The organism is Streptomyces sp. NPDC013455 (assembly GCF_040632975.1).
GTDB lineage: Bacteria > Actinomycetota > Actinomycetes > Streptomycetales > Streptomycetaceae > Streptomyces.
In genome coordinates this window covers 1-23,243 of the sequence record NZ_JBEYCX010000013.1, presented here as the reverse complement: position 1 = coordinate 23,243, position 23,243 = coordinate 1, and the positions used below count along the sequence as shown (strand labels likewise).

The following is a 23,243-nucleotide window of genomic DNA, read 5'->3' as shown; positions in this document are numbered from 1 at the left end:
AGCTCCGGCCGAGCGGTCCGGTCCGGCTTCGGGAGGGGCGGTTCAGGAGTCCGCGAACGATCCGTGCCGTCCGGCCCCGGACGCGAACCGGGCGGCGCCCCCGACACCCTCGGCCAGCGCTCCCATGCCGTACCGGAGCTCGCCGCGCAGCGCCGTCTCCTCGTCCTGCCCCTCCTGGTCCAGGACCGAAGCCCGGTCGCCGCGCAGGCAGGACTGCGGGAAGCGGGCGATCTCCGCCGCCAGCGCCTCGGCCTCGGCGCGGGCGCGCCCGGTCGGGACCAGCCGGTTCGCCAGCCCCATCGCGTACGCCTCGGCGGCCGGGACCGGGCGGCCGGTGAGGATCAGGTCCAGGGCCCGGCCGGTGCCGATCAGCCGGGGGAGCCGTACCGTGCCGCCGTCGATCAGGGGCACGCCCCAGCGACGGCAGAACACCCCGAACACGGCGTCCTCCTCGGCCACCCGCAGATCGCACCACAGGGCCAGCTCCAGGCCGCCGGCCACCGCGTGTCCGGCCACCGCCGCGATCACCGGTTTCGACAGCCGCATCCGGGTCGGCCCCATCGGCCCGTCCCCGTCCGGCGCCACCCGGTTGCCGCGCTCCGTGCCGATCGCCTTCAGGTCCGCCCCCGCGCAGAAGGTGCCGCCCTCACCCCACAGCACCGCCACGCGGGCGGTCTCGTCCGCCTCGAACGCCCGGAACGCCGCAGCCAGTCCGGCCGCCGTCGGGCCGTCCACCGCGTTGCGGGCCTCCGGCCGGGAGAGGACGACCGTGGTGACGTGACCCTCGCGTTCCACGCGGACCGGCACGATGGGTGCTCCTTTACCGAGTGCGGCTCCCCGAGCGCGGCTTACGCTGTGCGGCTTCGCGCGTGCGGCTGGAAGGACCCACTGTGCCTCAGATGACCTTCCACCGCACCAGCGCCCCGAGCGTCAGCGCCCCCGGCACCAGCGGCAGCCACACGGTGATGATCCGGTAGGCCAGCACCACCGCCGTGGCCACCGAAGCCGGGCCGCCCACCGCGATCAGCGCCACGATCAGGGCGGCCTCCACGGAACCCAGCCCGCCGGGGGTGGGCACCAGGGCCACCGCGACCGTCGCGGCGAGGTAGGCGAGCACCATGTGCGCGAGCGGCACCGGCAGCCGCAGCGCCTGCCCGACCGCCGCGAGACCGGCCGCCTGGAGCGCCGGGAAGGCCAGCGCGCCGCCCCACAGCGCCAGCGCGCGGGCCGGCCGGGTGTGCACGGACCGGGCCTCGCCCACGGCGTCCCGCACGAAGGCGAGCAGGCGCGTGCGCAGCCGCCGGGCGAGCGCCAGGACGGCCCCCGCGACGACGAGCAGGCCGGCCGCGCCCAGCAGCAGCGGCAGTACCGAGCCGGCCGGCAGCAGGGGGCCGAGCCGCAGCGCGCCCGGGAAGGCGACGAGCAGCGCGGCCAGCAGGCCGAGCCGGCCCACGCCCTCGGCCAGCAGATACAGGGCGAGCGCCGCCGAGGACCGGGCGAGCGGCACCCCGCACACGGTCATGAAGCGCAGGTTCACCGCGCCCGCTCCGAGCCCGGTCGGCAGCAGGTGGTTGGCCGCGCCGGCCGCGAACTGGGTGGCGAGCAGCCGCCCCTTGGGCAGTGGCTGGACCACCGCGCCCTGCCGGGTGAAGGCGGCGGCCACCCAGGTCAGGCAGGTGGCCGCGACCGCCGCGAGCAGCCATGGCCAGGAGGCGGTGCGCAGCTGGCCGAAGCCCTCGGCGAGCACCGGGCGGTGCCGTACGGCGGCCACCGCGACCAAGGCGAGCGGCACCAGGCACAGCACCTGGCGGACGGGGGGACGACGGGGGGACCGCCGGGGGAGTCGTCCGCGGGGGAGCGGGGGGAGCGGGGGGAGCGGGACGGTGGTCACATCGGCACAGGTTCTCCGTGCCGCGTCAACGGCGGGTGGCGGAATCGGGGACGGCGGCTTACGGGGTCGGGTCGTCGGCACCTCGGGGCGCCGGGACGCCGGTCCGGGTGAATACGCGCGGACATTGACCTCAAGGATGCTTGAGGTTCTACGGTCTCCTGCATGAGCATGGAGACCACCGCCTGGACGCAGCTGCACAGCGTGATGAACGCGCAGTCCGAGCGTCGCCCGTTCGCCCGCGCCACCTTGCGCCGCATCGCCTCCTTCGCCCGCCCGCACCGGGCCGGCATCGTCCGCTTCGTGCTGCTGGGGGTGGTGACCGCGCTGCTCGCGGTCGCGACCCCGGTCCTCGCCGGCCGCGTCGTCGACGCGATCGTGGCGGGGCACGACTCCGGCACGGTGGTCCGGCTCTCCCTGCTGATCGCCCTGGTCGCGCTCGCGGAGGCGGGGCTCGGCATCCTCGGCCGGCGCCTGTCGGCGACGCTCGGGGAGGGACTCATCCTCGACCTCAGAACGGCTGTGTTCGATCATGTGCAGCGCATGCCTGTCGCGTTCTTCACACGTACGCGTACGGGCGCGCTGGTCAGCCGTCTCAACAACGACGTGATCGGAGCCCAGCGGGCGTTCGCCAACACCCTCTCCGGTGTCGTCAGCAACCTGGTCACCCTGGTGCTCACCCTCGCGGTGATGCTGACCCTGTCCTGGCAGATCACCCTGCTCGCGCTGGTGCTGCTGCCGGTGTTCGTGCTGCCCGCCCGCCGCATGGGCAGCCGGATGGCCCGCATGCAGCGGGAGGCGGCGGCGCTGAACGCGGCCATGGGCACCCGGATGACCGAGCGCTTCTCCGCCCCCGGCGCCACCCTGATCAAGCTGTTCGGGCGCCCGGAGGAGGAGTCGGCGGAGTTCGCGGCCCGCGCCCGCAGGGTGCGGGACATCGGGGTGCGCACGGCCACCGCCCAGTCCCTCTTCATCACCTCCCTCACCCTGGTCTCCGCCCTCGCCCTGGCCCTCGTCTACGGCCTGGGCGGCTGGTTCGCGCTGCGCGGCACCCTGGAGCCCGGGGCGGTGGTCGCCCTCGCGCTGCTGCTGACCCGCCTGTACGCCCCGCTGACCGCGCTGGCCGGGGCCCGGGTCGAGGTGATGAGCGCCATCGTCAGCTTCGAGCGGGTCTTCGAGGTGCTCGACCTCAAGCCCCTCATCGCCGAGCGGCCGGACGCCCGCGAGGTCCCCGAGGGCCCGGTGGCCGTGGAGTTCGAGGACGTGCGCTTCGCCTATCCGTCCGCCGACCAGGTCTCCCTCGCCTCCCTGGAGGAGGTCGCCGCGCTCGACACCCGGGGCGGCTCCGAGGTCCTGCACGGCATCTCCTTCCGCGCCGAACCCGGCCGGACCATCGCCCTCGTCGGCTCCTCGGGGGCCGGCAAGTCGACCATCGCACAGCTGCTGCCGCGCCTGTACGACGTCGACGCGGGCGCGGTCCGCGTCGGCGGGGTCGACGTCCGGGACCTGACCGCCGCGTCCCTGCGGGCCACCGTCGGCATGGTCACCCAGGACGGACACCTCTTCCACGACACCGTCCGCGCCAACCTGCTGCTGGCCCGGCCCGGCGCCACCGACGACGAATTGTGGGACGCCCTCGGCCGGGCCCGCCTCGCCGAGGTCGTACGGTCCCTGCCGGACGGTCTGGACACCGTCGTGGGCGAGCGCGGCTACCGGCTCTCCGGCGGCGAGCGCCAGCGCATGACCATCGCCCGGCTGCTGCTGGCCCGCCAGCGCGTGGTCATCCTGGACGAGGCCACCGCCCACCTGGACAACACCTCCGAGGCGGCCGTCCAGGAGGCGCTCACCGAGGCGCTGGCGGGCCGCACCGCCGTGGTCATCGCCCACCGCCTGTCCACGGTCCGGGCCGCCGACCAGATCCTGGTGGTCGAGGCCGGGCGGATCGTGGAGCGGGGCGGGCACGAGGAACTCCTCGCCGCGGGCGGCCGGTACGCCGAACTGCACCGCACCCGGTTCGCGGCAGGGGCCGACGAGGTACCGGCCGTCTGAACCGGCGGCGGCTCCGGGGGGCCGGGTCCGTGACCGGCGTCGACCCACCCGATCGGGTGGCTCCGGACCTGCCGGGGCACCGAACAACGTGTGAGCACGGCCGACCTGGATACGCGGTCTGCACGGCAGCCCCGTCCGTCCGGAAGGTCACCCCTGTCATGACCAGCGCATCCCGGCCCGGCCACCACTCCGAGGTCACCCTCCGGGTCAACGGAAAACCGCACACCCTGCGCGTCGACCACAGGCGCGTCCTGCTGGACCTGCTCCGCGAGGACCTGGATCTCACCGGGTCCAAGAAGGGGTGCGACCACGGCCAGTGCGGTGCCTGCACCGTGCTGGTCGACGGCCGCCGCCTCAACAGCTGCCTGCTGCTCGCCGTGACCCTCGACGGCAGCGAGATCACCACCGTCGAGGGCCTGGGCGGGGACGGCGAGGAGCCGCACCCGCTGCAGCGGGCCTTCCTGGACCGTGACGCCTTCCAGTGCGGCTACTGCACCCCCGGCCAGCTCTGCTCCGCCCTCGGCATGCTCGCCGAGGCCGCGGCCGGCCACCCCTCCCACGTCACCGACCCGCACGCCACCGACTCCCTCCCCGCCAACCCCGCCGCCCTCCCGCCCGTCACGCTGGACCGGGCCGAGATCCGCGAACGGATGAGCGGCAACCTGTGCCGCTGCGGCGCCTACCCGCGCATCGTCGAGGCGATCGAGGACGTGATCGAGTGAACGGCTTCGGATACCTCAGGCCCGGCACCCTCCAGGAGGCCGTGGAGGCGTACGCCGCCCACCCCGGCGCCCGCTACCTCGCCGGCGGCACCAACCTGGTCGACCTGCTGAAACTCGGCGTCGAGCGGCCCACCGTCCTCATCGACGTCCGCCGGCTGCCGCTGGACACCATCGAGGAGCTGCCCGACGGCTCCCTGCGGATCGGGGCTACGGTGCGCAACAGCGACCTCGCCGCCGACCCGCGCGTGCGCGCCCGCTGGCCGGCCCTGTCCCAGGCCCTCCTCGCGGGCGCCTCCGGACAGCTGCGCAACGCCGCCACCACCGGCGGCAACCTGCTCCAGCGCACCCGCTGCCCCTACTTCCAGGACCTGGACAAACCGTGCAACAAACGGGAGCCGGGCAGCGGCTGCGCCGCCCTCGACGGCGTCCACCGCGACCACGCCGTCCTCGGGCACTCCCCGCACTGCATCGCCACCCACCCGTCCGACATGGCCGTCGCCCTGGCCGCCCTCGACGCCCAGGTGGAGCTGTACGGCACCGACGGCGGCCGGCGCCTGCCGGCGGCCGACTTCCACCGGCTGCCCGGCGAGCACCCCGAGTGGGACACCTGGATCCGCCCCGGCGAACTGATCACCGGCGTGCTGCTCCCGGCCGCCACGGCCGGCGTGCCGTCCGCCTACCGCAAGGCCCGCGACCGGGCGTCGTACGCCTTCGCCCTCGCCTCCGTGGCCGTCGTCCTGCGGGTCGCGGACGGGGTCGTCGACCAGGTGGGCGTCGCCTTCGGCGGCCTCGCCCACCGCCCCTGGCGGGCCCGGCACACCGAGCTGGCCCTGCTGGGCGCCCCCGCCACCCCCGCCGCCTTCGAAGGGGCCGTGGCGCTGGAACTCGCCCACGCCGAGCCGCTGCGGGACAACGCCTACAAGATCCCCCTCGCCCGCAACCTCGCCCTGGACGTCCTGCACCGCCTCGCCCCCGCCCCCGCACCCGCCTGAGCCGCAGCCGCCACAGGAGGACCCCATGACCGGCACTGCCCTGGGCGCCCCCGCCGAGCGCCGCGAAGGGCGCCAGAAGGTCACCGGCGCAGCCCGGTACGCCGCCGAGTACCCGCTGCCCGGCCGCGCCCACGCCTGGCCCGTGCCCGCCGCGGTCGCCCGCGGCCGGGTCACCGCCGTCGACACCTCGGCCGCCCTCGCCCTGCCCGGCGTCCTCGCCGTGCTCACCCCCGGCGACGCACCCCTGCCGGCCGAACCCGAGGACCGCACGCTCGCCGTCCTCCAGGGCCCCGAGGTGCCGCACCGGGGCTGGTGCGTCGCCCTCGCGGTCGCCGAGACCCCGGAGACCGCCCGCGCCGCCGCCCGCGCCGTCCGGGTCACCTACGACACCGCACCCCACGACGCCGGCTTCACCGAGCACCACCGGGACGCCTACCCGCCGAAGGAGGCGGGCGGCCAGCCCGGCCGCGTCGAGTACGGCGACCCGGACACCGCCTTCGCCGCCGCCGACGTCCGCGTCGACGTCACCTACCGGGTGCCGCCGCTGCACAACCACCCCATGGAACCGCACGCCAGCACCGCCCACTGGGACGGGGACCGGCTCACCGTGTACAGCTCCAGCCAGGGCGGTACGACCGTGCGGGAGACACTCGCCCGGATGTTCCGGCTGCCCGAGGAGCGGATCACGGTCGTCGCCGAGCACGTCGGCGGCGGCTTCGGCTCGAAGGGCACCCCCCGCCCCGACGTCGTCCTCGCCGCCCTGGCCGCCCGGCACACCGGCCGGCCCGTCACCGTCGTCCACCCCCGCCGGCAGCTGCCCACCACCGTCGGCCACCGCGCCCCCACCGTGCAGCGTCTGCGCCTCGGCGCCCGCCCGGACGGCCGGCTCACCGCCCTGCTGCACGAGGCGACCACCCACACCTCCCGCGTGAAGGAGTTCGTGGAGTACGCCGCGCTCGTCTCCCGCACCATGTACGCCACCCCCAGCCTGCGCAGCTCCCACCGCGTCGTGCCGCTGGACGTGCCCACCCCGTCCTGGATGCGGGCCCCCGGCGAGGCACCCGGCATGTACGCCCTGGAGTCCGCCATGGACGAACTCGCCCACGCGCTGGGCATGGACCCGGTGGAGCTGCGCGCCCGCAACGAACCGGAGCGGGAGCCGGCCGGCGGCAAACCGTTCAGCAGCCGGCACCTGGTGGAGTGCCTGCGCGAGGGCGCCCGGCGCTTCGGCTGGGCCGAGCGCGACCCGCGCCCCGGCGTCCGCCGCGAGGGCCCGCTGCTCATCGGCACCGGCGTGGCCGCCGCCACCTACCCCGTTCAGGTGTCCCCGTGCACCGCCACCGCCGAGGCCCGGCCCGACGGCACCTTCGTCGTCCGGGTCAACGCGGCCGACATCGGCACCGGGGCCCGGACCGTCCTCGCCCAGATCGCCGCCGACGCCCTCGGCGTCCCCCTGGAGCGGGTGCGCACCGAGGTCGGCCACAGCGATCTGCCGCCGGCCCCGCTGGCCGGCGGCTCCTCCGGCACCGCCTCCTGGGGATGGGCCGTGCACGAGGCGTGCGCCCGGCTCGCCGCCCACCCCGACGAGGGGCCGACGGTCCGCGTGGACACCACGGGGAAGGCCGACGCCGACAGCCCCTACGCCCGGCACGCGTTCGGCGCCCACTTCGCCGAGGTCGCCGTCGACACCGTCACGGGAGAGACCCGGGTCCGCAGGCTGCTCGGGATCTTCGCCGCGGGCCGCATCCTCAACGCCCGCACCGCCCGCTCCCAGTTCACCGGCGGCATGGTCATGGGCCTCGGCATGGCCCTCACCGAACACAGCACCCTCGACCCGGCGTTCGGCGACTTCGCCGAGGCCGACCTCGCCTCCTACCACGTGCCCGTCCACGCCGACGTTCCGGACATCGAGGCCGACTGGATCGAGGAGCACGACCCCCACCTCAACCCCATGGGCAGCAAGGGCATCGGCGAGATCGGCACCGTCGGCACCGCGGCCGCCCTCGGCAACGCCGTCCACCACGCCACCGGCATCCGCTTCCGCACCCTCCCCCTCACCCCCGACCGGATCCTCGCCGGCCTGCTGTCCGAAGGCTGACGGTGGACGGGCCCACCTGGGAGTACGAGGGCTACCGGCCCGCGGAGGAACGCCTGCGGGAGTCCCTGTGCACCCTCGGCAACGGCTACTTCGCCACCCGCGGCGCACTGCCCGAGTGCACCGCGGACGACGTCCACTACCCCGGCACCTACGCGGCCGGCTGCTACAACCGGCTCACCTCCGAGATCGCCGGGCGCCGGGTCGAGAACGAGGACATGGTGAACCTGCCCAACTGGCTGCCGCTGCGCTACCGGCCCGCGGGCGGAACCTGGCTCACCCCCGACACCGCGCCCGTCACCGAGCACCACCAGATCGTGCACCTGGACCCGGGCCTGCTGGAGCGCCGCACCCGCTACCGGATCGGCGGCGGCACGCTGCTCGTCCGCCAGCTCCGCCTGGTCCACCTGGGCGATCCCCACCTCGCCGCGCTGCGCACCGAGTTCACCGCCGACGGCCCCACCCTGGACCTGGAGGTCGAGGCCGCCCTGGACGGCAGCGTCACCAACGCGGGCGTCACCCGCTACCGGGACCTGGACGGCCGGCACCTCACCCACGTCCACGTCGGCACCTCCGCCCCCGGCACGGTCTGGCTGCGCTGCCGTACCCGCACCTCCGACATCCGCTTCGGACTGGCCGGCCGGCTGACCGCCGCGGCCGACGTCACGCACGTGAACGAGACCCACCGCGCCGTCCAGCGGCTGCGCCTGCGCCTGCCGCCCGGCCGCACGGCCACCGTCGACAAGACCGTCGCCCTGCACACCTCCCGCGACCCCGCCATCAGCGACCCGCTGCGCGCCGCCGTCGACCGGGTCGCCGCCGCGCCCGGCTTCGACGCGCTGCGCGAGAGCCACTGCGCGGCCTGGGACCAGCTGTGGCGGCGCACCGCGCTCGACGTGCCCGGAGAGGCGGGCAGCATCCTGCGCCTGCACCTGTTCCACCTCCTCCAGACCCTCTCGCCGCACACCGCCGACCTGGACGCCGGCGTGCCCGCGCGCGGACTGCACGGCGAGGCGTACCGGGGCCACGTCTTCTGGGACGAGCTCTTCGTCCTGCCCTACCTCAACCTCCACCTCCCCGAGGTCTCCCGCGCCCTCCTGCGCTACCGCCACCGCCGGCTCGACGCCGCCTGCCGGGCGGCCGGGGAACTCGGCCGGCGCGGCGCGCTCTACCCGTGGCAGAGCGGCAGCGACGGCCGCGAGGAGACCCAGCAGCTGCACCTCAACCCGCGGTCGGGCCGCTGGCTGCCGGACCACTCCCGGCTCCAGCACCACGTCGGCTCGGCCGTCGCCTACAACGTCTGGCAGTACTGCGAGGCCACCGGCGACACCGACTTCCGGTACGGCGAAGGCGCCGAGATGCTGCTCCAGATCGCCCGCTTCTGGGCGACTTCGGCGGCCTGGGACGACCACCTCGGCCGGTACCGGATCCGGGGCGTGGTCGGTCCCGACGAGTACCACGACGCCTATCCCGGCGCGCTCCGGCCGGGCCTGGACGACAACGCGTACACCAACGTCACCGCCGCCTGGGTCCTCACCCGCGCCGTGGAACTGCTGCACGCCCTGCCCGAGCCGCGCCGCCGCGAGATCGCCGACCACATCGGCCTGGCCGAGGACGAGCCCGCCCGCTGGGAGGAGGTCTCCCACGGGCTGCACATCCCCTACCACGACGGAGTGATCAGCCAGTTCGACGGCTACGGCGACCTCGCCGAACTGGACTGGGCCGGCTACCGCAGGCGGTACGACGACATCCGGCGCCTGGACCGGATCCTGGAGGCGGAGGGCGACACCGTCAACCGCTACAAGGCGTCCAAACAGGCCGACGTCCTGATGCTCGGCTACCTCTTCTCGCCCCCCGAACTCCGCTCGCTCTTCGATCAGTTGGGGCACCCGCTGGACGAGCACACCTGGGCCGCGACCGTGGACGCCTACCTGCACCGCACCAGCCACGGCTCGACCCTCAGCGGCCTGGTCCACGGCTGGATCCTGGCCCGCGCCCGCCGGGCCGACGCCTGGAGCTTCGTGCAGGAAGCGCTGCGCGGCGACATCGCCGACCTCCAGGGCGGCACCACCGGCGAAGGCGTCCACCTCGGCGCCATGGCCGGCACGCTCGACCTCGTCCAGCGCGGACTGACCGGCCTGGAGACCCGCCGCACCGGGCTGTGCCTGGACCCCGTCCCGCTGCCCGAGCTGTCGTCGTACGGCTTCACCCTGCGCTACCACGGCCACTGGGGCGTGCGGCTGCGCCTGCGCAGCGGGCTGCTGGAGATCGCCGTACCGGACTCCGACCAGTCACCCATCGACATCCGCCTGCGGGACCGTGTGGTCCCGGTGCGGCCGGGGGAGAAGGCCCGGCTGGTGCTGCCCGACTGAAGGCGCCGGGCCGGCGCCGCGTTCCTCCCGGGGGAGGCCATCGGGCGCGCCCGGGTGGCAAGATGGTGGTCTCGTTCAGCGTAAGGGGGCGTCGGATGAGCCGGACGACTCGTTGGTTGCTCGTCATCGCCGGGTGCCTGACCGTGTTCGGGCTGTGTGTGCTGCTGGGTGACGTGCTGCTGCCGTGGGACCAGGCGACGAGGATCGGGACGGGCGCGGGTGCCGGCGCGGTGATCGCGGGCGTGCTGGGCGCCTGGGCGTCGTCGGCCATGGGCCCCTCGGCCCCGTCCGCGCCGCCCGCGTCCGCGCCGTCCGCGCCGCCCGTGAGCGGGCCGACGGCCTCGGGCGACCGGGCCGTGGCCACCCGGGACAATTCCGGGATCATCATCACGGGGGACAACGGCACCGTCCAGCGATGACCGGGTCACCCACACCACACGCCTCCGGCGGCCGCTCCGCCGCGGCGGGCCAGAGCTCCGGGGTGATCTCCACCGGCGACCGGGCACGGATCGAACAGCGCACCCTCGTCCTTCCTCCCGGAGCCCTGACCGCCGCGGTCCCGGACGAGGCGGTCGGCCGGCTGAACAACCTGCCGGCCCCGGACAGCCGTGTCTTCGAAGGCCGGGACGGCGCACTCGCCACCCTGCGCAACCTCCCGACGACCGGAACCGGCATCGTCACGCAGACCGTGCGCGGCATGGGCGGGGTCGGCAAGAGCACGCTGGTCCTGCACCACGCGCACGCGCAACTGGCCGAGGGCTGCGGGCCGGTGTGGTGGATGGAGGCCGCCTCGTCCGCCACCGTCACGGCCGGACTGGCCGCGCTGGCCACGAACCTCGACCCGGTGCACGCCGCGCTCCCGCTGGACGAGGCCGCGGCCTGGGCGGTGGCGTGGCTCCAGGGCCGCACCGGCTGGCTGCTGGTCTTCGACAACGCGGAGGACCCCGCCGACCTCCAGCCCTACCTCGGCCGGCTGACCACCGGCCAGACCATCGTCACCACCCGCCGCGACCTCCCCTGGCGCGACCTCGGCACCCCCCTGCGTCTGGACACCCTGACCCCCGAGGTCTCCGTGCGCGTGCTCCAGGAGATCACCGGCCGCCGTGCCGAGGAGGACGCCGCCGGCTTCGCCGAACTGGCCGCCGAACTCGGTCATCTGCCCCTGGCGCTCCAGCAGGCCGGGGCCTATCTCGCGCAGACCCGCGTCGGCGCCGCGCGCCACCTCGCGCAGCTGCGGGCCGATCCCGCCGGTGTGCTGGCCGCCACCGCTCCCGGTGATCCGCAGCAGCGCACGATCGCGCAGCTGTGGAGTGTCACCCTCGACACGCTGACCACCCGCGAGCCGCACGCGGTGCACCTGCTGCGGATCCTGGCGTACTGCGCGCCCGACCCCCTGCCCCGCCGGGTCCTGGCCGCCGCCCTGCCGACGCCTCACTCCGTCGACCAGGCGCTGGGCGTCCTCGCCGCGTACAGCCTCGTCACCCTGACCGACGAGACGGTCACCGTCCACCGGCTCGTCCAGACGGTGGTCCGCATCGACACACCGCCCCCGACGGCACCGGCCCGTCCCGGCCTCCTCCACCGCCTGCTGCGCCGCCGGCCGGAAAGACCGCCGCACCCGAGTGAAGCCACCGTCGCCCTGCTCCACGCGGCGATGCCCCCGGAGGTCCCCGAAGAGGTGGGCACGTGGCGGCACTGGCAGGAGCTGCTGCCGCACGTCCAAGCCGTCGGCGCGCACCGCGACGGTACGGAGCCCGTCGGTGAACTGGCCGACCTGCTCGGACAGGCCGCGTACTACCTGTGGGCCCGGGGCCAGGCGCGAGAAGCCCTGCCGCTGATGGAGCGGGTGTTGCGGATCACCGAGTCGGAAGTCGGCCCCGACCACCCGGACACGGCTCTCCGCCTGGGCAACCTCACCAGCACGTACAGCGCCCTGGGCCGTTACGCGGAGGCGCTGCCGCTGGAGGAACGGGCGCTGCGGATCACCGAGTCCGCGCTCGGCCCCGATCACGTCATGACCGCCGTCCGTCTGGGCAATCTCGCCGTCACGTACAGCGCCCTGGGGCGCCATGACGAGGCGCTGCCGTTGAAGGAGCGGGCCTTGCGGATCAGCGAGTCGGCGTTCGGCCCCTACCATCCGGACACGTCCTTGCGTCTGGGCAACCTCGCCAGCACGTACAGCGCCCTGGGGCGCCATGACGAGGCGCTGCCGTTGAAGGAGCGGGCCTTGCGGATCAGCGAGTCCGTACGCGGCCCCGACCACCCGGACACCGCCGTCTGCCTGGGCAATCTCGCCGTCACGTACAGCGCCCTGGGGCGTGACGACGAGGCGCTGCCGCTGGAGGAGCGGGCGTTGCGGATCAGCGAGTCGACCGTCGGTCCCGACCACCCGGACACGGCTGTCCGGTTGAGCAATCTCGCCGCCACGTACGGCGCCCTGGGTCGTCATGCCGAGGCGTTGCCCCTGCAGGAGCGGGCGTTGCGGATCAGCGAGTCCGCGCTCGGTCCGGGACACCCCAGAACGGCCATCCGCCTGGACAACCTCGCCGCCACCCACCTGGCCCTGGGCCGCCGGGCCGAGGCGCTGCGGCTCTTCGAGCGCGCGCTGCGGATCAGCGAGTCGGCGCTCGGTCCCGGTCATCCCGACACCGCCCTCCGCCGCGGGCACCTGACCGCCCGCCGCGCCTGCCCGGACGACGCGGCGGCCGGCGACCCGTAGACCGCCGGGCGGCACCGCGCGGGTCGGACGGTCACGGCCCGGACACACCGCCGTCCGCGATCTCGACGGCGACCGGACCTGCGGACCACCATGGGAGGGCGGTCGTGGGACGAGAGGAGTTGCCGCGGATGGGGGTGACCGACGGGCCGTTGCGCGTCCTGGCCGTGGACGACGAGCGGCCCGCGCTCGACGAGCTGCTGTACCTGCTGGGGGAGGACCCGCGGGTGGGGACGGTCGTGCCGGCGGCGGAGGCGACCGAGGCGCTGCGGCGGCTGAGCCGGGCCCTGGAGGAGGGACCGGACGGCGGGGAGGGCTTCGACGTCGTCTTCCTGGACATCAACATCCCGGGGCTGAACGGTCTGGAACTGGCCAGGCTGCTGGGCGGGTTCGCCGCGCCGCCGCTGGTCGTCTTCGTCACCGCGCACGAGGACTTCGCCGTACGCGCCTTCGAGCTCAAGGCCGTGGACTACCTGCTCAAGCCGCTGCGCAAGGAGCGCTTCGCGGAGGCCGTGCGCCGGGTCGCCGAGCTGGTCGCGGCCGGGCAGGGACCCCGCCCGGCCGCCCTGCCCGCAGCCGCGCCCCCGGCCTCCGCCCCGAGTGACCAGGTGCCCGTGGAGCTGGGCGGGGTCACCCGTTTCGTGCCGCTCGCCGACATCACCCATGTCGAGGCACAGGGCGACTACGCGCGGCTGTACACCGGCCGCGGCAGCCACCTGGTGCGGATCCCGCTGTCCACGCTGGAGGAGCAGTGGCGCTCGCGCGGTTTCGTCCGGATCCACCGCAGCCGGCTCGTCGCACTCGGCCGGATCGAGGAACTCCGCGTGGACGGCGGCAACCTGTCCGTCCGGATCGGCGACCGGGTCCTCGCCGTGAGCCGGCGCAACGCCAGGGAGGTGCGGGACCTGCTGGCCGGCCGCGCGGCGGGCCGGGCACGCTGAGCCGGCCTCCGGCACCGTAGCCATCCGGCCACGCTGGCCGAGACGCGGCGGTGCCTCCACCTCGTGAACGGTGTCCGCCGTCCGTGGCATTGCTCACGTTCACACCGGCGCCGACGCGGGCAGGGCTGACCCCCGGAAAGGGCGGGGCGGCGAGCCGCCTTGTGGCCCGGTCCAGGGCGGGACTTGTGTGGGGGAATGGTGAACTGCGGCTGCGGCCGGGCGTGCTCCCGTTCAGTCGTCGAGGACCGTTAACGGGAGCGTCACAGCGATTCGTGGTACTTCATCGATTGAATACGTATGGTTGTGCGAAGGGATGTATGAGTAGGTGGCGGGTGCTTTATTTCTCGCCAGCCTTGTGACGTTCGTGCGCGACTGCGGTTCACCACACGAGTAGGTAACACGGACAACTGGGTCACAGGTCAGGGGGGTTACCTGATGGCGTTCGTCCATCCGGACCGTGCCAGGAGGCGGCTGCCGCGACGGGGCGGGCCCCGCAGACCGTCCGCCCCCGGAGCGTCGCGCACCGGACACTGACGCGCAGTCTGTGAGGTGCGCAATCATGCGGGACAGCGAAGGCGGGCGGACGCAGGGCACCCTTCGGTGCTCCTGGGCCGGCCCCCGGACCGCCCGGCCGGGGGGCAGGGCGCCCCCAGCGGGGCGAAGTGGCCGGATCACGTACGCGACGGGGAGATGCGATGAGCAGCGTACGCATGATCCGAAAGGAGCGGTCGACGGGTCCGAGCGGCACCCCACGAGTTCATCACGCCACCCGATTAAGAGGCAGAGGTTGTAGTGCCCCCGCGATATTCAGCCATATCCGAACAGACTCTCCTGGAATCGTCCACCGAACCAGGCCGTTCTATTGCACAATCCGCGCTGTTCTGGCTTGACGGACGGCTCGGCAAAAGCATCGAGTTGGCCGAGGCCGCGACGGAACCGGCCCAGGGGGAACGAGCCGGCCGCGCGGCCGCTCTCAAGGCGCGCATCTGGCACGCGACGCTGCTGACCCGCCTGGGCGGCCTCCGGCCCGCCGAACGACTCATCGCCGGCGAGGCGCCCGCCTCCTCGGGACCGCACCGGCCGGAGGTGCAGGCCGCACTGCTGCTGTGCCAGGCCGAGATCCATCTCGCCGGGGGGAGGCTCACCGAGGCGACGACGACGGCCGAAGCGGGTCTCCGGCTCGCGGGCCAGGCCGGGAGCCGGGGGCTGCCCCCGCGCGGGCACGTGGTCCTGGCCGTGTGCTCCGTGCGTTCGCTGGACCTGACGACCGGCCTGCTCTACGCCAACCGGCTGCGGGACGCGGGTCTGCTCGGTCAGGAGAACCTGATGCCGGGGCAGTGCGTCTGGGCCGCCGCCCAGGCCCTGGAGGCGCGCGACGGCCTGGAGAGCGTGGCCCACCTGCTGAAGGGCATCATCCACGACGAGGTGCTCGCCCGCGACCTGCTGGTGTCCCAGCCGGCGGCGGCCTCCTGGCTGGTGCGGGCAGGGCAGCGCCTCGGCGACGAGGACCTGGCCGAGCGGACCGTCCGCACCATGCGGCAACTCGCCGACGACAACCCGGAGTTCCGCAGCATCCAGGCGGCGGCCGAGCACGCCGCCGGGCTGTACGAGCGGGACGCGGACGCCCTGGAGGCCGCATCGGAGCGGCATCTGGACCCCTGGGCCCGGGCCTCCGCGCTGGAGGACGCCAGCCGCATGCGCGCCGCCCGGGACGACGAACGCGAGCAGGCCGTCGACCTCCTGCGGCGCGCGGCCGACGCCTACCTGGGCGCCGGAGCGTCCCGGGACCTGTCCCGGGTGCAGAGCCGGCTCCGGGAACTCGACGGTCACGGCGGCCGCCCGGCCCGGGGCCGTACCCGGGTCAGCCGGCTCACGGACACCGAGTTCGCGGTGGCCGAACTGGTCAGCCAGGGCCTCACCAACGGGCGGGTCGGCAGCCAGCTCTACATCTCCCCCCACACGGTGGCGTTCCACCTGAAGAAAATCTTCCGCAAGCTCGACGTGACCTCCCGCGTCGAACTGGCCCGCTCCTGGAACCGGATCCTGGTGGAGGAGGCCGACGACGGCCCCGCAGACTCCGAGCCAGGCTTCCTGGTGCGTCCCTCCATGGCCCGGCAGGCCGTGTAGCCACCCGTCGGCGCGGCACCGTCATGGCAGGTGACGGCTCCGCGCCCGCACCACCCCACCGGCCCTACCAACCTGAGGGATGCCGCCGCGGCGGTCCCCCGCCGTAGCCTCGACCGAGGGAGACCCCGACTTCCACGTGTCGAGCCGTCCCGCCGGCGTGCGCCGGCCGGAAGGGACCGGACGGGTTGCCGGAACAGCCACACCGACTGGCCAGGAGTCACACCATGACCCATCTTCTGCACATCGACGCGAGCATCCGCTCCGGCGAGTCCGTGACGCGGCGGCTCACCGCCGAGTTCGTCACCCAGTGGCGGCAGAACCACCCCGACGCCGGTTACACCTACCGCGACCTCGCCGCCGAGCCGATCTCGCACATCACGCACGAGGTCCGCGAGTGGCTCTTCGACCCGAGCGGGGACCTGCACGGCGTCACCCCCGAGGAGCAGGCGCTCACCGAGGCGCTGCACGCGGAGGTGCGCCAGGCGACCACGATCGTCTTCGGCATCCCGATGTACAACTACACGATCCCGTCGTCCGTCAAGGCATGGATCGACCGGCTCGTCACCCCGGCGCACATGGTGCCCCCGGGCGCCGAATCCGGCGCGCTGAGCGGCAAGACCGTCATCGTCGTCACCGCGCGCGGCGGCTCCTACGCCCCCGGTACCCCCCGTGAGGGCTGGGACTACCAGGAGCCCTACCTGCGGGCCGTGCTCGGCGCCATCGGTCTCGCCGACAACCTGCGCTTCGTGCACGCCGAGCTCACCTTCGCGGCGATCGTGCCCGCCATGGCGCAGCTCAAGCCGCTGGGCGAGAAGTCCCTCGCGGACGCCCGGGAGACCCTGCGCAAGCTCGCCGACTGACCTCTCGGCACCACCATGCGCGGGCGGGCGCACCCGGGGCGGCAGGGGTGCGGATTTCCGCGGGCCAGGTACGTTCGCACACACTGTGGGGAAGGTGCTTCATGAGCGAGTTGCTCTCCTACGAGGAAGTCTGGTCACGCACCCATCACTTCGACCCTCCCGCGATCTTCGACAAGCTCCGGGAGGAACGCCCGCTCGCGCGGATGGCCTATCCCGACGGCCACATCGGCTGGCTGGCCACCAGCCACCAGCTCGTCCGCGAGGTCCTCAGCGACCCCCGGTTCAGCCACAGCCTGGAGATCGGGCACTTCCCGGTCACCAAGTACGGCGCCCCCGTCCCGCAGTTCCCGGCGCTGCCCGGCATGTTCATCCACATGGACCCGCCGGACCACACCCGGTTCCGCCGCATGCTGGCACGGGAGTTCACCGTCCGGCGCATCGCGGAACTCACCCCGCTGGTGGAGACGGTGGCCGCCGAGCAGATCGAGGTGATGCGCGACCACGGCGCACCCGCCGACCTGCTGACCACCTTCGCCAAGCCGCTCGTCCTGAGGGTCCTGTCCGACCTGGTCGGCCTGCCCTACGAGGAGCGGGAACGGTACGCCGACGCGCCCGCCATCACCCACGACCCGGACGGTGACGCCGAGGAGTCGATGGCGGTCTACCAGCAGGTCGGCGCGCTGATCGGGGAGACCATCGAGCGCAAGCGCGCGCAGCCGGGCGACGACATCATCAGCCGGCTCCTGGCCGCCGGCGAGCTGACCGACGAGGAACTGGGCAACATCGTGGCCCTGTTGCTCTTCGCGGGTTACGAGACCACCGAGAGCGCTCTCAGTGTCGGAGTCATGGCGCTGCTGCACCACCCCGAGCAACTCGCCGCCCTGCGCGCCGATCCGTCCCGCGTGGACACGGCGGTGGAGGAGATCCTCCGCTACGTCACCGTCAACCAGTACGAGATCTTCCGGACCGCGCTGGAGGACGTCGAGCTGGACGGCCAACTGGTGAAGAAGGGGGAGACCGTCACGGTGTCCCTGCCGGCCGCCAACCGCGACCCGGCCAAGTACGGCTGCCCCGCGCAGCTCGACCTCGACCGTGACACCGCCGGACACCTGGCGTTCGGCCACGGCATCCACCAGTGCGTCGGCCAGAACCTGGCCCGCCTCGAACTCCGCACCGGCCTGCGCGCGCTGCTGGGGGCCTTCCCCGACCTGCGGGCGGCCACCCCGGCCGAGGAGGTCCCGCTGCGCACGCGCGGCTCCGTCTTCGGTCTGAAGAGCCTCCCGGTCTCCTGGTAGGCGCCGCCGGCCACGGGCACGGCCGCCGCCGTGCCCACCCGGACGCACGCCCGTCGCGCCGGCTCTCCGGCGCCACGGCGGCCCCCCGCGCGACGATGCGCGGTCCGGCCGCCACCGCACGCCCCGCACGCCCCGGACCGGCCTCCCGGCCGTCCGCGGCGGTGGGACCGGTCTCCCCGCCCGCCTCCCGCGGCGCGCACCGGCCGCTCCCGCTCCCTCCTCCGGGCGCCTGACCGCCGCGCGCACCGCGCGGCGCAGGGAGGCCCGCTCCCGTCGTTCCCGGACGACGGCCGGCTGTCCGATGCCGCACAGCCGCCCGCGCCGCGTCCGGCTCCGCCCCCGACCCGCTGCTCCCGGTACCCGCTGCCGCCCTGTGGAAGGAGTCCGAGGCGTGCGTCCCGACCTGGTCACACCGCTTGCGGTCACGCTGCACGAGCACGCTCTCCGCATCCCGGAGAAGGTCGCCTTCGCCGACGACCGGCGCGCGGTCACCTACGCGGAACTGGAGGCGAGGACGCGACGGATCGCCGGCCACCTGGTCCGCCTCGGGCTCCGGCGCGGCGACCGGGTGGTGCTCTGCCTCGGCAACTCCGTCGCCATGGTGGAGGGGTACCTCGCGGTCGTGCGTGCCGGGGGCATCGGCGTGCCGGTGAACCCTCGGTCCGCGCCGGCCGAGCTGGAGTACCTCCTCGCCGACAGCGGCGCGGGCTTCGTCCTCGCCGGAGCCGGCAGTGCAGTGACGTTTCTGCATCTGCTGTCGGACACCGCAACCGCCCCGACCGTCCTGGCCGCAGGGCCCGCCCCGGCCCCGCCGGGCACCCACTCCTACGACGACCTCGCACGCACCGAACCCGGCACACCGGCCCCCGACGACCTCGGCCTGGACGAGGTGGCCTGGATGTTCTACACGTCCGGCACCACCGGCCGCCCCAAGGGCGTGCTGTCCACCCAGCGCAACTGCCTCTGGTCGGTCGCCGCCAGCTACGTACCCATCCCGGACCTGCGCCGGGACGACCGGGTGCTGTGGCCGCTGCCGCTCTTCCACAGCCTGTCCCACATCGCCTGCGTGCTGTCCGTGACCTCCGTCGGCGCCACCGCCCGCATCACGGACGGCAGCTCCGCCGACGACGTCCTGGACCTGCTCCGCACGGAGCGCGCCACCTTCCTCGCCGGCGTGCCCACCACCTACCACCACCTTGTCGCCACCGCCCGCCGCACCGGCCTGGCCCTGCCCGACCTGCGCATCGGGCTCGTCGGCGGCGCCGTCACCGGCTCCGAGCTGCGCCGCTCCTTCGAGACCACCTTCGGCGTCCCGCTGGTCGACGCCTACGGCTCCACCGAGACCTGCGGCGCGATCACCATGAACCCGCCGGACGGCGCCCGCGTCGAAGGCTCCTGCGGCCTGCCCGTGCCCGGCGTCGACGTCCGCGTCGTCGACCCCGACACCGGACGCGACGTGCCCCCCGGGCAGGAGGGCGAGGTCTGGGTCAGCGGACCCAACGTCATGGTCGGCTACCACAACAGCCCCGAGGCGACCCGCACCGCCCTGCGCGACGGCTGGTTCCGCACCGGCGACCTGGCCCGCCGGGACGAGGCCGGCTACTTCACCGTCTGCGGCCGGCTCAAGGACCTGATCATCCGGGGCGGCGAGAACATCCACCCCGACGAGGTCGAGGCGGTCCTGCGCACCGCGCCGTCGGTCGCCGACGCCGGGGTCGCCGGAACGGCCCACGACACCCTCGGGGAGGTCCCCGTCGCCTGGGTCGTGCCCGGCCCGGCCGGCCTCGACCTGCCCGCCCTGCTCGACCACTGCCGCGCCCGGCTCTCCGCGTACAAGATCCCCGAGCGGATCCACGAGGTCGCGGACATCCCGCGCACCGCCTCCGGCAAGATCGTCCGCAGGCTGCTCGCCGCACAGCCGTACTGGCCCCGCCACACGGCCGACGGCCGGCACGGCACGCTCGTGAGCATCGCGTGGGTCCCCGCACCGGCCGGCACCGGCGGCGCACGCCCGGCCGTCTGCGCCGTCGTCGGGGAGGACACGGACGGACTCGTCGCCGCACTGCGCGCGGCCGGTGTCCGCGCCGCACACCACCCCGACCTGGCCTCCGCCGCAGCCGGTACGGAACCCGGCCCGACCCTCCTGCTGCCGCCCGCGCCCGCCACCGACCCCCGCGCCCACGCCCGCCTCCTCGTCGAACGGGTGACCGGCGCGCAGGCCCCCGAGGAGCTGGTGGTCCTGACCCGGGCGGCCACGCCCGCCGGCGACACCGCGCCCGACCCCGCGGGCGCCGCGCTGTGGGCCGCCGTACGGTCCCTGCAGGCCGGCGGACACCCGCGGACGACCCTGCTCGACCTGGACGCCGCGGCCCCGGACGCGGAGACGCTGCTCACCGCGCTCTCCACCCGGGAACCCCAGCTCGCCCTGCGCGGCGGCGAGTTGCTGGTACCCCGGCTGCTGCCCGCCCCCGTCCGCGACCGGCCGTGGCCCGCCCCCGCCCTCGCCCGCCCCGGAACCGTCGTCGTCACCGGCACGGACACCCCCCTCGGCGCCGCGTTCGCGCACCACCTCGCCACCGTCCACCAGGCCCCCCGCCTGCTGCTCGTCCACGCCCCCGGCACCACCCGACCCGACCCGGACGCCTGGCCCGCCGGAACCCACGTCACCAGTGTCGGCGCCGACGCCGCCGGCCTGCGCGAGGCCCTGGCGGACGCCGGGGCCGTCACCGCGGTGGTGCACACCGCCGACAACCCCGGCCTGGCCGTCACCCTCGGCCGACTCGTGGACGACACGGCCCGGTTCATCACCGTCACCGACGCGTCCGCGACCCTCGGCGCACCCGGTGACCCGGACCGGGCGGTACGCGCCGCCCTCACCGAAGCCGTCACCCGCGCCCGCCCGGCCGCCGCCACCCTCGTCCGCACCACCGACGGCGAGGACGCCGCCCGGCGCGCCGACCTCCTCGCCGCGTTCGACGTCCTCCTCACCGGCGACGTCCCGGCCCTCCTCGCCCCCCGCCCGGCACCCCCCGACCCGGCCCGGCCGGTACCCGCGCTCCTGCGCGCCCTCACCGAGCCGCCCGGTCCGCAGGCCCGCCCCGACGCCGACGTCACCGTCGGCCTGCGCGCACGCCTGACCGGCCTGGACGAGCGAGCCCAACTGGACCTCCTGGAAACCCTGGTCCGCGAGCAGGCCGCCGCCGTCCTGCACGGCCCGGACGCGGCCCCCCTCCCGGCCGGCCGCTCCTTCCGCGACCTGGGCCTGACCTCGGTCGCCGTCGTCGCCCTGCGCGACCGGCTGACCGAGCACACCGGGCTGCGACTGCCCACCACCGTGACCTTCGACCACCCGACCCCGCAGGAACTCGCGGCCCACCTGCGCACGGGGATCCTCGGCCTGGACGACACCCCCTCCCCGGCGGAGCGGCCGGCCGCGGACACCGACCCGCAGGAGCCCATCGCCGTCGTCGGCATGGCCTGCCGGCTGCCCGGTGGCGTCGACTCGCCCGACGCGCTCTGGCAGTTGCTGGTCACCGGCCGGGACGCCGTCTCGGACTTCCCGGCCGACCGCGGCTGGGACCTCGACGGCCTCTTCGCCCACGACCCCCTGGAAACCGGCACGTCCTACGTCGCCCAGGGCGGCTTCCTGCCGGACGCCGGCCTGTTCGACGCGGGCTTCTTCGGCATCTCACCGCGTGAGGCCCTCGCGATGGACCCGCAGCAGCGGCTGCTGCTGGAGACGTCCTGGGAGGCGCTGGAGCGGGCCGGCATCGACCCCCGCTCGCTGAAGGGCACCGACGTCGGTGTCTTCGCCGGCGTCATGGCCCAGCAGTACGGCCACGGCGGCGAGGTCCCCGCGGAACTCGAAGGCTTCGTGACCACCGGCACGGCGTCCAGCGTGGCCTCCGGCCGGGTCGCCTACGTGCTCGGCCTCGAAGGCCCCGCGGTGACCGTGGACACCGCCTGCTCCTCCTCCCTGGTCGCCCTGCACCTGGCCGCGCAGTCCCTGCGGCGCGGGGAGTGCGCCATGGCGCTCGCCGGCGGCGCCACCGTCATGGCCACCCCCGGCACCTTCGTGGAGTTCTCCCGGCAACAGGCGCTGGCCGCCGACGGCCGCTGCAAGTCCTACGCGGACGCGGCCGACGGCACCGGCTGGGCCGAGGGCGCAGGCGTCCTGGTCCTCGAACGCCTCTCACAGGCCCGCCGCAACGGCCACCGCGTGCTGGCGGTGCTCCGGGGCAGCGCGATCAACCAGGACGGCGCCTCCAACGGTCTGACCGCTCCGAGCGGCCCCTCCCAGCAGCGGGTGATCCGCAAGGCACTGGCCGACGCCCGGCTGACCCCGGCGGACGTGGACGCGGTGGAGGGCCACGGTACCGGCACCACCCTCGGTGACCCGATCGAGGCGCAGGCGCTGCTGGCGACGTACGGACGCGACCGCGAACAGCCCCTGTGGCTGGGGTCTTTGAAGTCGAACATCGGTCACACGCAGGCCGCCGCCGGTGTCGCCGGCGTCATCAAGATGATCCAGGCGATGCGGCACGGCGTCCTCCCCGCCACCCTGCACGTCGACGCTCCTTCCTCCCAGGTCGACTGGACGGCGGGCGCGGTCGAACTGCTCAGGGAGGCCCGGGAGTGGCCGCGGAACGCCGGCCGCCCGCGCCGGGCCGGCGTCTCCTCGTTCGGCGTGAGCGGCACGAACGCGCACGTGATCATCGAGCACGTACCCGAGGATCCGGCCCCCGAGCCGGCGGACCCGTACGACGGTCCGGTGCCGCTGGTGGTGTCGGCGGCTTCCGGGGGCTCGCTCGCCGGGCAGGCGGACCGGCTGGCCGCGTTCGCCGCCGGCACGGAGGTGTCCCTGGCGGATATCGCCGGGGCGTTGGTGACGCGGCGGGCGGTGCTGTCGGAGCGGGCGGTGGTCGTCGCCGGGTCGCGCGAGGAGGCGGTGGCGGGGCTGGGCGCGCTGGCGCGTGGTGAGTCGGCCGCCGGGCTGGTGACGGGTGACGCGGGAGTCTCGGGGCGGACGGTGCTGGTGTTCCCCGGGCAGGGCTCGCAGTGGCTGGGGATGGGCCGTGAACTGCTGGAGAGCTCTCCGGTGTTCGCGGAGCGGGTCGAGGAGTGCGCCCGGGCCCTGGAGCCGTGGACGGACTGGGACGTGAAGGCGGTCTTGCGGGGTGAGGTCG

Annotated in this window: 14 protein-coding genes; 12 read left to right on the top strand and 2 right to left on the bottom strand. The window is 74.7% G+C overall.

The features are described from left to right. Positions 1–42: 42 nt before the first annotated feature. Both ABZ576_RS21215 and ABZ576_RS21210 read right to left on the bottom strand, forming a co-directional pair. Positions 43–807 carry a crotonase/enoyl-CoA hydratase family protein gene (locus tag ABZ576_RS21215; RefSeq protein WP_360742757.1) on the bottom strand — a complete coding sequence of 255 codons (765 nt, stop codon included), beginning with the start codon at positions 805–807 and terminating at the stop codon, positions 43–45. Between the two features lie 88 nt (positions 808–895). Then, positions 896–1,792 (bottom strand): lysylphosphatidylglycerol synthase transmembrane domain-containing protein, encoded by an 897-nt coding sequence (locus ABZ576_RS21210; protein ID WP_360742755.1) that lies wholly within the window; start codon positions 1,790–1,792, stop codon positions 896–898. Positions 1,793–2,059: 267 nt separating this feature from the next. Between ABZ576_RS21210 and ABZ576_RS21205 the strand changes: the two genes are divergently transcribed. The 12 genes from ABZ576_RS21205 to ABZ576_RS21150 form a co-directional block, all read left to right on the top strand. Beyond that, positions 2,060–3,937, top strand: a complete 1,878-nt coding sequence (locus tag ABZ576_RS21205; protein ID WP_360743360.1) for an ABC transporter ATP-binding protein — start codon at positions 2,060–2,062, stop codon at positions 3,935–3,937. A 158-nt stretch (positions 3,938–4,095) separates the two neighbouring features. Beyond that, the gene (locus ABZ576_RS21200; RefSeq protein ID WP_360742752.1) at positions 4,096–4,659 is read left to right on the top strand and encodes a 2Fe-2S iron-sulfur cluster-binding protein; all 564 of its coding nucleotides are present in this window, start codon (positions 4,096–4,098) and stop codon (positions 4,657–4,659) included. Next, complete coding sequence (locus ABZ576_RS21195) at positions 4,656–5,651, top strand: xanthine dehydrogenase family protein subunit M (protein WP_360742749.1); 996 nt, start codon at positions 4,656–4,658, stop codon at positions 5,649–5,651. The genes ABZ576_RS21200 and ABZ576_RS21195 overlap by 4 nt, the downstream gene beginning before the upstream one ends. 25 nt (positions 5,652–5,676) lie before the next feature. Beyond that, complete coding sequence (locus ABZ576_RS21190) at positions 5,677–7,749, top strand: xanthine dehydrogenase family protein molybdopterin-binding subunit (RefSeq protein ID WP_360742746.1); 2,073 nt, start codon at positions 5,677–5,679, stop codon at positions 7,747–7,749. 2 nt (positions 7,750–7,751) lie between these two features. Then, entirely contained in the window at positions 7,752–10,118 is a 2,367-nt protein-coding gene (locus tag ABZ576_RS21185; protein WP_360742743.1) for a glycosyl hydrolase family 65 protein, read from the top strand. 95 nt (positions 10,119–10,213) lie between these two features. Beyond that, positions 10,214–10,537 (top strand): hypothetical protein, encoded by a 324-nt coding sequence (locus ABZ576_RS21180; protein WP_360742740.1) that lies wholly within the window; start codon positions 10,214–10,216, stop codon positions 10,535–10,537. Next, complete coding sequence (locus ABZ576_RS21175; protein WP_360742738.1) at positions 10,534–12,837, top strand: tetratricopeptide repeat protein; 2,304 nt, start codon at positions 10,534–10,536, stop codon at positions 12,835–12,837. Before ABZ576_RS21180 ends, ABZ576_RS21175 begins: the two co-directional genes overlap by 4 nt. A 128-nt stretch (positions 12,838–12,965) precedes the next feature. Next, on the top strand, positions 12,966–13,775 hold the full coding sequence (locus ABZ576_RS21170; protein WP_360742735.1) for a LytTR family DNA-binding domain-containing protein: 810 nt from the start codon (positions 12,966–12,968) through the stop codon (positions 13,773–13,775). Positions 13,776–14,690: 915 nt separating this feature from the next. Beyond that, positions 14,691–15,902 carry a LuxR C-terminal-related transcriptional regulator gene (locus ABZ576_RS21165; RefSeq protein ID WP_360742732.1) on the top strand — a complete coding sequence of 404 codons (1,212 nt, stop codon included), beginning with the start codon at positions 14,691–14,693 and terminating at the stop codon, positions 15,900–15,902. Positions 15,903–16,126: 224 nt separating this feature from the next. Further along, entirely contained in the window at positions 16,127–16,762 is a 636-nt protein-coding gene (locus ABZ576_RS21160) for an NAD(P)H-dependent oxidoreductase (protein WP_360742729.1), read from the top strand. 101 nt (positions 16,763–16,863) lie between these two features. Beyond that, positions 16,864–18,057: a cytochrome P450 gene (locus ABZ576_RS21155; RefSeq protein ID WP_360742726.1), complete on the top strand. Its 1,194-nt coding sequence runs from the start codon at positions 16,864–16,866 to the stop codon at positions 18,055–18,057. A gap of 391 nt (positions 18,058–18,448) precedes the next feature. After that, on the top strand, positions 18,449–23,243 hold a 4,795-nt coding region (locus ABZ576_RS21150; RefSeq protein WP_360742723.1), incomplete at its 3' end, for a beta-ketoacyl synthase N-terminal-like domain-containing protein.